Raw genomic sequence first — 12,754 nt, forward strand, 5'->3', positions numbered from 1 at the left:
TTATGGAAGCGATGTTTCATTTTAAACTCGCCCATCTTAAATCAAAAATGCTTTCGTACTTTTGCACCCCGAAATAAGGCATCACTTTTTTTGCCGCTTTTTTTCATTCACCAATAACCCACATGATTAAGTTATCTGACCGCATTGTCAATTTAAATGAATCTGATACCCTGAAAATGGCTGCTTTAGCCCGTCAACTTCAGGGGCAAGGAGTAAAAGTCATCAACCTTAGCCTTGGAGAACCTGATTTTGATACCCCCGAGCATATTAAAACTGCCGCCAAACAAGCGATTGACGAAAACTTTTCGCATTATACTCCTGTCTCGGGCTACTTAGATGTGCGACAGGCAATTGTTCAAAAGTTGAAACGCGATAACGGATTGGATTATACTCCCGAACAAATTGTAATTTCAACCGGAGCTAAACAGTCTATTGCCAACGTTGTTTTGTGTTTGGTCAATCCGGGAGAGGAAGTGCTTTTACCAAGTCCTTATTGGGTAAGTTATGCTGCACAAGTTGAACTTGCCGAGGGCATCGCTACCGAAATACCGGCGGGTATTGAAACCGGGTTTAAGATAACTCCCGACCAATTGGCCAAAGCTATCAAACCTAACTCTAAGCTTATAATTTTTTCTTCTCCCTGCAATCCCACCGGGGCAGTTTATAGCAAGGAAGAATTGCGTGCTCTGGCTGAAGTAATTGTTCAGTACGACAATCTTTATGTCGTTTCGGATGAAATTTATGAATACATCAATTATGTTGGCAAACATGAAAGTCTGGCACAATTTGATTTTATTAAAGATCGCGTAATTACCGTCAACGGATTATCCAAAGGGTTTGCGATGACCGGATGGCGTTTGGGATACTTAGCTGCGCCACTTGCCATAGCCAAAGCCTGCGACAAAATGCAGGGACAGTTTACTTCAGCCACCTGTTCAATCGCACAAAGAGCCGCAATTGCTGCACTTACCGGAGATTTAACCCCTACGATAGAAATGCGCGATGCGTTCAAAAAAAGACGAGATTTGATACTATCCTTGCTCAAGGAAATACCGGGATTGATTACAGATGTTCCTGATGGTGCGTTTTATGTTTTTCCTGATGTAAGTTTTTATTTGGGCAAATCGGACGGTGAAATGACGATCAACAATACAGATGACCTGAGTATGTATTTGTTGCACAAAGCCCATGTCTCCACCGTAAACGGACAGGCATTCGGCAACGAAAACTGCATTAGAATTTCTTATGCCACTTCGGAGGAAAATATCATTGAAGCCTGCCAAAGAATGAAAACGCAATTGGCGCGGTTGGCATAATACCTGTTGTTCGATTGTTTTTCAGGATATACTGAAAGTTAACTGTATTCCTCCAACCAAAAAAGCGGGCTACTGAATTGTAACCCGCTTTTTTTAATTGTATAAAAATGAAGAAAGGATTTTTATGCTAAATGCAGCACAGGAAATCTTTTTTGGAGCAAAGCAAAACTTGCAAACATGGCTCCTGAATAACACAAATCTCCCAATATTGTATTGCCAAAGAATGGCAATGCTGCTGTGTAGCAAGACAGTAATCCTTCTGCGGATATTGGATATATGCCGGAAGAAACCCAAACCCCGAAATTAGAAATCAGAAAAAACAAAACGGAGGCTATTAAACTGACCCCTATTACTCTGCCGGCAGTTATGTTTTGCAGTATAAAAAATCCCAACAAAGAAATCAATAAGAAACTTCCGTATATCCAAATCAGAGAACCGGTGAACCATACAAATCCATCGGCATATTCGGCATAGACTGCATTATTTAAAATCAGATCGCTTATCCAAAGACTCAGCAAAGGGATGAATACCGCCAACCATCTTGGTTTAAAATATGCAGCACCAAACAATGCAACGGCAGCAATTGGGGTAAAATTTGGGGGATGTGGCAGCAATCTGCTCATTGCGGCAAATAGTACTAAAACACTGAGAGAGATAAAACGGGGGGAGAGCATATAATTTTTCATAGTTATCATGATTAATGGTATTGAACAAGATTTATCAAGTAAGGTTGTTAGATGAGTTACTTATTTTAAAGGTCAGGCTATCTTTGATGCTTGTTTGTATTTAATGTGTCGCGATGACAAATTAGGAGGGTAAAGATAGACATTTAAATCAAACTTGAGATTATACGACAACACATCTTAATGCTCAGATGCAAGATTTCATTTTACAAATACCTTGGAATCCAAGCCCATACTTGATAGATTTTGGTTGGTTAAAGCTGAAATGGTATGGAGTAATGTTTGCCTTTGCGGTTTTGTCCGGATATTGGATATTGGTTTTAATGTTCAAAAAACGCAATCTGCCGGTTAAGGTAGTTGCCCAATTGGTTCAATATCAATTTATAGGGGGAGTTATTGGAGCGCGGCTTGGGCATATTTTGTTTTATGATTTAAACTATTACCTTGCCCATCCCACCGAGATTTTGTATATCTGGCATGGCGGCTTGGCGAGTCATGGGGCTGCTATTGGCGGTTTTGTTGCTACCTGGTTATTTCTCAGAAAGTACAAGATTTTATCCTATTTTCAACTGGTGGATATTTTAGTGGTTCCTGCTGCTGCAATTGGAGGGTTAATACGTATTGGCAACCTGATGAATTCTGAAATCATCGGGAAACCCACCTCAATGCCCTGGGCTTTTGTGTTTGAACAACGCGATACCCTTCCCCGTCATCCCTCGCAACTTTACGAAGCCTTGTTGTTGTTTTCAATACTCTGCGGTTTATTTTTACTGCATCAAAAACGCAATTTACCCTTAGGATTGTTATCCGGCTTGTTTTTTACCCTTACCTTCACCGGACGTTTTTTACTGGAGTTTTTAAAAGAACAAACAGAGGTTTCACAACCGTTCAATGTGGCTTTAGCTGTTTTTGGAATCATTATTTTGATTTGGTGTTTACATCGTCAGTATAATACAAAGGCAGTTTAACCATTCCAATTTTTAGTTTATCCGGTCAGTTTATGATGCTTCAGCAATTTACCCGATTTTTATTTGATTCCTGCCGTGTACAGAAAAACAACCAATTGCTTCTTGCAGTTAGCGGAGGCGTTGACTCAGTGGTCTTATGTGAATTGATGTTTCAAAGTAAGATACCGTTTGGGATTGCTCATTGTAATTTTCAGTTAAGGGGGAAGGCTGCTGATGATGATGAAACTTTTGTTGCACAGTTGGCCGACAAGTATCAGGTATCTTATTATTCTGTTCGTTTTGATACGCTTCAGTTTGCCGGTGATAACCAGGTTTCGGTTCAAATGGCTGCGCGTGCTTTGAGGTATGATTGGCTGGAATCTATCCGGGAAGAAAACGGATATACTTTTATCGCTACGGCACATCACCAAAACGATATTGCAGAAACCATGCTGTTTAACCTGACAAAGGGAACAGGTATTGCCGGACTTCATGGCATTTTACCAAAGACCGGTAAGTTAGTTCGTCCGATGTTATTTCTTTCCAAAATTAACATCGAAGATTTTGCCCTTCAACATCAACTTGCTTTCAGAACAGATGAAAGCAATGCCGAAACCAAATACGTGAGAAATAAAATCCGCCATACAGTTATTCCTGCCTTGAAAGAAATCAACCCTAATCTGGAAGAAACCTATTACCAAAATTCTCTCCGGTTTCAGGAAATCGAACAGGTTTATCGTACAGGTATTGATTTTTATCGCAAAAAACTATTTACGGGTTCTGAAAAGGAATATTTCATATCAATCGGTAAACTTTTAAAAATAGCCCCCCTTAAATCAGTTCTATACGAACTGCTTCGCCCTTTTGATTTCAATGCTGCTCAGGTTGAGATGATTATTGAAACGCTTCAACAGGAATCGGGAAAAATGGTTTATTCCAATACCCATCAAATATTGAAAGACCGGAAGTTTTTAATCCTCTCCCCTATTTCAAGCAAAGACACTTCCTATTCACTCATTGAAAAGTCAGTACAAAGTATCGAAAAATCTGATTTGCAATTGCTTTTCAACTATTTGCCTGCTGAAGGTTACAACATTTCATCAGATACAAATTTGGCAGGTCTTGATGTCAATAAAATAGAGTTTCCCCTCGTGTTGCGGCGCTGGAAAATGGGCGACTATTTTTATCCATTCGGAATGAATCTGAAAAAGAAAAAGTTGAAGCGTTTTTTTACCGACCTCAAACTTTCCCTGATTCAAAAAGACAAAATCTGGATTCTTGCAGACAATAAAGGGCGTATTGTTTGGGTAGTGGGATACCGAATTGATGAGCGGTTTAAAATAACCTCAAACACACGGCAAGTTTGTCAAATCACAGCCTTCCGGCAAACTTAACCTACCCGCTGATGATCCCTGTTTTAAAACATCAAAATCTGGCAAAAGGAGTAGTTGAAGGACTCTTTGAGATATTTACCAATAAGCAATATGCCGATAAGGTTGTCCCAAAACTGTTACAATCAAATCCAAAATGGGGAAGCAGGGACAGACATGCCATCGCCTTTACCATTTACGAAATGGTCAGATACTGGCGTTTATTGTGTGAAACTGCCGGTTATCCTTTAATATCCGAACCTACTAAACATCAAATCTGGAAACTGATTGAGGTTTGGATGATAGTCAATGAACTACCATTGCCTTCTTTTGACGAGTTTGAGTCTTTGGATGCAGTAACGGTTAAAGAAAAATACAGACAATTACAATCCATACGAGCAGTCCGGGAATCAATACCCGATTGGTTGGACATGATGGCAGAGCTGCAATTGGGAAAGGAATGGGAGCAGGAATTGGCCAAACTGAATCAGCCTGCTCCGTTGGTAATCAGGGTCAACACCCTTAAAGCTGACAAAGATAAAATGATGGCGCTTTGTCGGGAATTACAAATTAACACATCTTTGGTAGAAGGATTACCTGATGCTTTGGTGATCGAAACCAACAAACAATTAGTTAAAACACCAGCTTTTCAGAACGGTTGGTTTGAGGTACAAGACGCTGCTTCACAGTTGGTTGCGCCATTTTTAAATGTTCAACCCGGAATGCTTGTAGTTGATGCTTGTGCCGGTGCAGGCGGGAAAACCCTGCATTTAGCAGCATTGATGAAAAATAATGGACAGCTTATGGCTTACGATACCGACCCGTCAAAGTTGGTTGAACTTAAAAGAAGAGCATTTCGCAATGCTGCAAAAATTGAGGTAATACCGGCCAAATTTCCTCCCGATAAAAACAAATCACTTTTAGAAAATACAGACCGTTTGCTGTTGGATGTTCCTTGCAGCGGGCTTGGCACCTTGCGGCGCAAGCCGGATTTGAAATGGAAGTTAACGCCCGTAGCTGTTAAGTCGTTTGAGCAAACCCAACAAAAGATTTTGGAACGTTATATGCCATTGTTAAAAAAAGGAGGAATAGCCGTTTACGCTACTTGCAGTATTTTGCCTTCTGAAAACGAACAACAGGTGGCGCAATTTTTGAAACAATATCCAAACAGATACAAGTTGTTGGAAAATAGACGAATTTCGTCCGGTCAGTTTGGTTTTGACGGATTTTATATGGCAAAATTGCAAAGAATTGATTAGCACTAAACCTATGGATTGGCAGGAACAATATGAGCGTGCAGCCGAAACTGAAAGGAATGAATACAAATTAATGCCTTTAGAGCAGGTTCTTCTTCATATTAAGGAAGGACGATATGGGATTTACCCTTCAATCTGGCGCGATGTGGAAACCCGCGCTACATTGGAACAAGCAGGCTGGTTATTGTACGAAGTGCTTCACCGGAATATTGAATATCTGATACGATGCAATGCTGCCGAAGCCTTGTTGACCTTAATGGGTTATACAGATGTCATCGAAAATTTAGACCGGGCAGTATCGTTGACTGCTCATAGTATTGAAGAAAGAACACCCCATTTAACGGACTTATACCATGAGTTGATTGAAAGGTTAGGAAACAGACCGGACGAATAAATGGCTTGCTTCATGTTTTGTTTGTTGTATTAGCAGTTTTAATTTATCAAATCATGCACTTAAACATTTACTCTTACAAACAACATCCTGAATTATTGTATCAGAAATATAATGCGGTGATCATCGGTTCAGGAATTGGCGGATTGACCGTAGCCGCTATTTTGGCAAAAGAAGGTAAGCGGGTTCTTGTTTTGGAAAGACATTATACCGCCGGTGGATATACCCATTCATTTAAGCGACGCGGTTATGAATGGGATGTCGGAATTCATTACTTAGGTGAAATCCATCGCCCTCATACAGATATAGCAAATTGGTTTAGCTATATCACTGATGGACAAATGGAATGGGCTGATATGGGGGCAGTATATGACAAAATAATTTTCGGCAAAAAAGTCTATCCTTTCTATGCCGGAAAAGAGAATTTTATCTCAAATCTACAATCTCAGTTTCCTTCCGCTTCCGACCAACAAGCGATTGAAGATTATGTCGGATTGCTTTACGAAACCACCCGTGCTGCGCGTTTGTACTTTGCTGAAAAAGCGATGCCTTCCCCTGTATCCTGGGCTATTGGAGGGATGATGCGCAGCAAATACTATTCGTTGTCTCAAAAAACAGTGTACGAAGTTTTAAGCGGATTAACTCAAAACAAACAGTTAATTGGGGTTTTGACGGGACAGTTTGGTGATTATGGGTTAACACCAAAGACCGCAAGTTTTGTCATACATGCCATGGTGGCTAAACATTTTTTGAACGGAGCCTGCTTTCCTGTTGGAGGGTGTAGTCGTATTGCCGAGACCATAGCAGCAGTGATTGCAAAATCGGGAGGTGCTGTTTTAACCAATGCCGAAGTTTCACAAATTAAGGTTGTGAATGGAAAAGCAACGGGGTTGATTATGGCAGATGGAGTAGAAATCGCTTCCAAAATTATAGTCAGCAATGCAGGAATAGTCAATACCTATCAACATTTGCTTTTGCCGGAAATACAAAATCAATTAGGACTTCCCGATCAGATTGAAAAAGTAAAGCCGTCTGTATCTCATATTGCATTGTATCTGGGTTTTAAGAAAACAGCGGAAGAACTGGGCCTTTCAAAAACCAACCTCTGGATTTATCCCGAAGATAGTTATGACCATGATGAAAACATGGAAAACTACTTACAAAATCCTGAAACAGCGCCTTTCCCTTTGGTCTATATATCTTTCCCTTCGGCAAAAGACCCCGATTGGCAAAATCGCTATCCGGGCACTGCAACTGTGGATATCATTACTTTTGCCCCTTATGAATGGTTTGAAAAATGGGAAGATACCCGATGGAAAAAAAGAGGGATGGAATACGACACCTGGAAGGAGGAAATGACTCAACGACTTCTAAAAGTGCTTTTTCAATATGTGCCTCAGTTAGAAGGACAAGTGGATTATCACGAATTGTCAACTCCTCTTTCGACTAAACATTTTGTAAATTATCAGTTTGGGGAACTTTATGGGATTGAACATAGCCCTCAGCGGTTTGCGTTGCGGTTTTTAAAACCACAAACTCCTATCACCAACCTCTACCTGACCGGACAGGATATCGCATCGTGCGGAATTGGAGGGGCAATCACCGGAGGAGTATTGACCTCAGCCGTATTGCTGAAACGAAATTTGCCCGCAATTATCAGAAAAAGGGTTAAAGAAACCGGTTTGTTGACTGCCAAACATTCAATTCATTGATTTCTCATGTTGATACCATCAAACGGACAGATTGATCAACCAAATCGTTTTGAAAGACGGTTATCTGCCGGTCAATGGCTTTGGACTACCTTTGCCGGCATTGGTTATTTTGCATGGTTTTATGGTGTTGTTGGTTTGAAGACCGAACATGTTGCCATTTTTCTTTTAGTTGTTCTGCTTTACTTCGCCCATTTGAAATCGAGGCAGTTTCTTTTTGCATTCGCTATCTTTTTGGTATATACAATTGTATTTGATTCTTTGCGGGCATTTCCAAACACGGAATTTAACACCGTTCATATCCGCGATTTGTATGAGACTGAAAAGTATTGGTTTGGAGTTAATTATGAGGGGGTGAGATATACTTTGAATGAGCTTTCAGCGATGTTTCACCTTCCCTTTTTTGATGTTTTATCTGCTTTATTCTATATCAATTGGGTGCCGGTTCCGCTTGTGTTCGGGTTTTATTTGTTTGTATATCATAAACAGCTTTGTCTGCGCTTTATGTATGCTTTCGCCCTGACCAAGTTTGTGGGCATGTTCATTTATTATCTTTATCCTGCTGCACCTCCATGGTATGTTGCTCAACATGGATTTGAGTTTATCCCGACGACAATTGGTCATCCGGCAGGATTGATTCATTTTGACGAGATAACAGGTTTCTCTTTCTTTGAAAAGTTTTATGCCAAAGCCCCTGCACCTTTTGCAGCCATGCCTTCTATGCACTGTGCTTTTCCGGTAGTTTGTTTCATCTATGGGAGAGAATTAAAAAATCGCCTGCTCAACATTGCCTTTTTCATCTTTGCAGCCGGCATTTGGCTATCTGCCATCTATACCCAACATCATTATACCATTGATGTGCTTGCAGGTGGTGCTACTGCTGTTTTTAGTTGCTGGTTGCTGGAGAAATTAATTACCCTGAAGCGGGTAAAACCTTGGTTTGAGGATTTGCTAATTAAAATCGGGGGATAAATTAGTAATTCCCAACAATCAATCTGCCGGTATGACTATTGAATTCCTCAGATTAACCTTTCGGGTTGCGAGGTAATAAATTGTTGTTTGAATTTGAATAAATCAAATTTTAGCACATAAAAATCCCCCGATACATTCGCATCGGGGGATTACATGAACTACATATATTAAAGTGCATTTTCAATTACACGATTATTCAATCATTGAGCTTCTCTGACTTGTGCTTTTTGAGTTGGTTTAACTTCCTTTTTAGGATATTTTCCTTTTTTGTGTTTTTTCTTTGCTTTGGCTTTGGCTTTCTCTTTCGCTTTTTTGTTTTTTTTGTAATCTTTGTTCAAAGTGCTTGTTCGGTCTGAATTCGTGTTTTTTACAGCATCGCGCGTTGTTTGCCCTTTTACTTTGATGGCTTGTTTTTCCGATTTTTGGTCAGACAATGGCCGGTCTGAATTTTGTTCCTGTGTTTGATTGTTTGGATCAGGTTGTACAACGGGTACAGGAGTTTGAGACTGACCCTCGTTCGATTTGTTGCTTTGAGCCTGTACATTACCGGCAACGACAAACAACAACAACATAAATGCTACTGAAAAGAAATTTTTCATACTTGAATTTTATGAAGATTAAAGAAGTGAATTATCAAAAGAAAATTATAGAAGTGGGAGAAGCGCAAACATTTATAAATCATTCCCTTTTAATAATCTGAGGTTTAACTTCAGATTCGGGATTTGGTTTAATGACTTCCTTAAATAAATTATCCTTCACTTTTATGGTTCCGGTATCAGATAAGGCATTGGTGTTTAAATTTATTTCAGGCTGAACCTTAAAGCTGTTGAGATAGGCTGCTCTTCTGAGTTGAGCATCCCGTACTACTTCCGGTCTGATTTTGGTTTGAGTAGTGTCTTTTGTCAAAGCTCCGTTATCAATCAACATTCTTGGTGTTATTTCCAATTCATTCAGATTAACGAGTTTTTCTTTATTCAAAACATATACCGGAGTATCTGACGGTAACGGGGGATTGTTGATTTTCATGTTCATGGCAATCAAAGATAGGGTTTCCTGCTTATATAGCCTGCTGTTTCTGATGTTAAAAATGCCTGTGGTATCAAACGAATATATAGCAACCAAACTCTCAACCAATGTGTCCTGATAGGTTGACATCATCGTTTCAATCTCGAACGAAAACCCGTTATATTGAACCCTGCTTTTGCGGGGATTAATGATTTCGAGTTTTTGACCACCCCAATACAGTTCTTCATTATTGCCAAGACTATAAACTTCGACCGTATCGCCCCGAAGAATAATCCGGTGTATGAAATTATCGGTAGTTTTTGGATTAACCCAATCGCCCTGTAGTTTTTCTAATATTTTATCTCTATCAATTGCATCGGATTTATAAGGGCCGTTAAAGTATAAACCAAAAAAAACAGCAAAAAACCCAATAACCAAAGCTAACAAACCGGGAACGATCGCTTTTTTAAAGGTGATTTTATTGCTCTTTTGATTGTTGGGAATGATGGGTTCAAATTTCAATTCTCCTTCTTGCAGCGTAAAGCCGGCAATTACCTTTTGAATTTCAGAAACGATGTTTTTAAAAGCAGCATCGCGGTCTTGCCAATTATTAACCGCTTTGCCACCCACAGGCAGCGGAGACAGGTTTGACAAAAGCCCTGTTTTCCACAAACATTCACGAACGATCACCGGTATAACTCGTGAGCGCTCTTGCCGGTGTCTTTCAACAGACACCACTACTTCGTTTTCATAGATCTCGTCAGAATTAACAAAATCAGAACTGATCAGCAGTAAAATGACCTGAGCCTTATCAAGTTCTTGTTTCCGGCGTTCTTCCATATTTTCACCGGCCTCAATCTTTTGTTTATGCCAAATCTCTATCAATCCCTCACGCCTCAAAAAACTGAGATGTTCGACCAACTCTTCTTTAAACTCAGTGTCGGCCTCGTCATAAGCGATGTATAGATTGATTTTGTTTTCCAAAGAAGGCATATATTGGGTACTGTTTTTTAAACGCTGACCGGCGATTTAATTTTATTCCGGATTTTTAACGAAAAACTTAAAGCTTTCAACTCAATGACAAACTATAATAAAGTGTTCATTAAAAAACGGAGCAAGATAGCTATTTCCTGTTGCTTTGTCAATATACCACAAATGGTGTTAAAAACAAACTACCTTTACTTTTACTTAAATCAAATAATACAATATGCAGCGAATAGGTATTTTGTCGGATACACATGGTTATTTAGACGAGCGCATTTTACATTATTTGGAACCTTGTGATCAGATTTGGCATGCCGGAGATATCGGCAACCTTACTGTAACCGATGATTTAAAACAATTAAAGCCGTTGAAAGCAGTTTACGGCAATATTGACAATCATATCATCAGGTTAGAATTTAAAGAAGACGAATTCTTTACCTGTGAAGGTGTTAAGGTCTTAATGACCCATATAGCAGGCAAACCGCCAAAGTATGTGCCAAGAGTGCGCAATCTTATCCTCACTCATCAACCCGATTTGCTGGTTTGTGGACATTCTCATTTATTATTGATTGCACGACAACCCGCTTTTAACAACTTATTGCATATCAACCCGGGAGCAGTCGGCAGATCGGGTTTTCACAAAGTGCGAACCCTGATCAGATTGAGCATTGACAACCAACGGATATACGATGTAGAAGCAATAGAATTGGGAAGAAAATAATAACATCGGTTTTTACGGGTTTCAATGGTAACATGGAGTTGTAACAAATTGGGTTTAAGTTGATTGTATCTATATTCAATGTTCTATATCCCAAAGTTCACATTTTAAATGTCGTATTCCCTGTAGAGACAAGGCACGCCTTGTCTCTTAATTGGCATTTCTAGTAACTACCATTGAAAAAAGAAATTCCAGCCACATTCAAACCCGGTTTAAAAGCAAGAATTCAAACCCTTATTTTCCCTTCATCATTGTTGAAAGGTCGTCCCACATATCGTTGTTCAGCATTTCGAGATAGTTGAACTCGCCTGCGCCTTTCAACCATTCACCGCCATCAATGGTAACGACCTCTCCATTGACAAATGCTGAAAAATCTGAGACCAAATATGCTGCAAGATTGGCGAGTTCCTGATGTTCGCCTACGCGTCCTACGGGTACTTTTTTTTCCGGGTTAAACTTTTTGCGCAAAGGTTCAGGAAACAACCTGTCCCATGCACCCGGAGTTGGAAAAGGACCCGGTGCAATAGCATTGCATCGAATTCCATACTTACCCCATTCCACCGCCAACGAACGCATTAATGCTAATACTCCCGCTTTGCCACAAGCCGATGGAACAACGTATCCCGACCCGGTCCAGGCATAAGTTGTAACAATACTCAATATAGTTCCGGGAATTTCTTTTTCAATCCAATGTTTACCCGTTGCCAACGAAAAATAATAACTACCCTTCAACACAATGTCCACCACGGTATCAAAAGCACGAGGCGATAGCCGTTCTGTCGGGCTGATAAAATTTCCGGCAGCATTATTAACTAAAACATCAATTTTGCCGAATGTCTGTATCGTTGCTGCCAAAACCTGTTCGACTTGTTCATACTGACGAACATCGCAGGGAATTGCAAGTATTTCTCCACCGGTTTCTGTGCGAAGTTCGGAAGCCGATTCTTCTAAGACAGGTAACTTGCGGCTGGTAATGACCACCTTTGCCCCCAATTCGAGAAAATACTTGCTCATTGAGCGGCCAAGTCCGGTTCCTCCTCCGGTTACAATGATAACTTTCCCAGACAATGCATTGTCCTTTAACATAGGTTCTGAAAACTGTGCCATTCTTAATTTAATTTTGTGTTTATGTTTTTTAACTCGCAAACCGGTCAAAAGTAGAGATAATTAACGGTTTGCAATCGGAAATTCCCGATTTTATATTACCGGTGTTCTTCTGATAAGTGCCAATTCCGGTCTGGATATAGATAATTTATACCTTAAAAACAGGCTTAAAAACATTTTAAAGGCTAACAAAAAATTGCTGACTGCCACCAAGCGCATTTTAAAAGTAGCATATCGTAAAAAATAATCGAGGAAGCAAAAGATGAATGCCACCAATCGCAAAAAAGAATCGAGGTGCA

Annotated in this window: 12 protein-coding genes; 8 read left to right on the forward strand and 4 right to left on the reverse strand. The window is 39.9% G+C overall.

Features of this window, described 5'->3' with window-relative positions:
• Positions 1-122 precede the first annotated feature (122 nt).
• The gene (locus IPM47_14495) at positions 123-1,316 is read left to right on the forward strand and encodes a pyridoxal phosphate-dependent aminotransferase (protein ID QQS28070.1); all 1,194 of its coding nucleotides are present in this window, start codon (positions 123-125) and stop codon (positions 1,314-1,316) included.
• A 122-nt stretch (positions 1,317-1,438) separates the two neighbouring features.
• Here the strand turns inward: IPM47_14495 and IPM47_14500 are convergent, their stop codons facing one another.
• Positions 1,439-1,990 (reverse strand): hypothetical protein, encoded by a 552-nt coding sequence (locus tag IPM47_14500; protein ID QQS31486.1) that lies wholly within the window; start codon positions 1,988-1,990, stop codon positions 1,439-1,441.
• A gap of 200 nt (positions 1,991-2,190) precedes the next feature.
• Between IPM47_14500 and lgt the strand changes: the two genes are divergently transcribed.
• From lgt to IPM47_14530, 6 genes are read left to right on the forward strand one after another with little or no spacing between them, the layout of a single operon-like run.
• Positions 2,191-2,967: a prolipoprotein diacylglyceryl transferase gene (gene lgt, locus IPM47_14505; GenBank protein ID QQS28071.1), complete on the forward strand. Its 777-nt coding sequence runs from the start codon at positions 2,191-2,193 to the stop codon at positions 2,965-2,967.
• 32 nt (positions 2,968-2,999) lie between these two features.
• Positions 3,000-4,340 carry a tRNA lysidine(34) synthetase TilS gene (tilS, locus tag IPM47_14510; GenBank protein QQS28072.1) on the forward strand — a complete coding sequence of 447 codons (1,341 nt, stop codon included), beginning with the start codon at positions 3,000-3,002 and terminating at the stop codon, positions 4,338-4,340.
• A gap of 11 nt (positions 4,341-4,351) precedes the next feature.
• On the forward strand, positions 4,352-5,575 hold the full coding sequence (locus IPM47_14515; GenBank protein QQS28073.1) for an RsmB/NOP family class I SAM-dependent RNA methyltransferase: 1,224 nt from the start codon (positions 4,352-4,354) through the stop codon (positions 5,573-5,575).
• Between the two features lie 10 nt (positions 5,576-5,585).
• The gene (locus tag IPM47_14520; GenBank protein ID QQS28074.1) at positions 5,586-5,966 is read left to right on the forward strand and encodes a hypothetical protein; all 381 of its coding nucleotides are present in this window, start codon (positions 5,586-5,588) and stop codon (positions 5,964-5,966) included.
• A 53-nt stretch (positions 5,967-6,019) separates the two neighbouring features.
• Positions 6,020-7,675: an NAD(P)/FAD-dependent oxidoreductase gene (locus IPM47_14525; GenBank protein QQS28075.1), complete on the forward strand. Its 1,656-nt coding sequence runs from the start codon at positions 6,020-6,022 to the stop codon at positions 7,673-7,675.
• Positions 7,676-7,681: 6 nt separating this feature from the next.
• Positions 7,682-8,644: an inositol phosphorylceramide synthase gene (locus tag IPM47_14530; GenBank protein ID QQS28076.1), complete on the forward strand. Its 963-nt coding sequence runs from the start codon at positions 7,682-7,684 to the stop codon at positions 8,642-8,644.
• Positions 8,645-8,844: 200 nt separating this feature from the next.
• Here IPM47_14530 and IPM47_14535 read toward each other — a convergent pair whose 3' ends face one another.
• On the reverse strand, positions 8,845-9,243 hold the full coding sequence (locus IPM47_14535) for a hypothetical protein (GenBank protein QQS28077.1): 399 nt from the start codon (positions 9,241-9,243) through the stop codon (positions 8,845-8,847).
• Positions 9,244-9,322: 79 nt separating this feature from the next.
• Positions 9,323-10,642, reverse strand: coding sequence for a toll/interleukin-1 receptor domain-containing protein (locus IPM47_14540; protein ID QQS28078.1), 1,320 nt, complete (start codon positions 10,640-10,642; stop codon positions 9,323-9,325).
• Positions 10,643-10,856: 214 nt separating this feature from the next.
• Between IPM47_14540 and IPM47_14545 the strand changes: the two genes are divergently transcribed.
• Positions 10,857-11,354 (forward strand): metallophosphoesterase family protein, encoded by a 498-nt coding sequence (locus IPM47_14545; GenBank protein QQS28079.1) that lies wholly within the window; start codon positions 10,857-10,859, stop codon positions 11,352-11,354.
• A gap of 231 nt (positions 11,355-11,585) precedes the next feature.
• Here the strand turns inward: IPM47_14545 and IPM47_14550 are convergent, their stop codons facing one another.
• Positions 11,586-12,458, reverse strand: a complete 873-nt coding sequence (locus IPM47_14550) for an SDR family oxidoreductase (GenBank protein QQS28080.1) — start codon at positions 12,456-12,458, stop codon at positions 11,586-11,588.
• Between the last annotated feature and the right edge of the window lie 296 nt (positions 12,459-12,754).

The sequence above is a fragment of the Sphingobacteriales bacterium genome, from assembly GCA_016700115.1.
Classification (GTDB): Bacteria; Bacteroidota; Bacteroidia; order Chitinophagales; family UBA2359; genus UBA2359.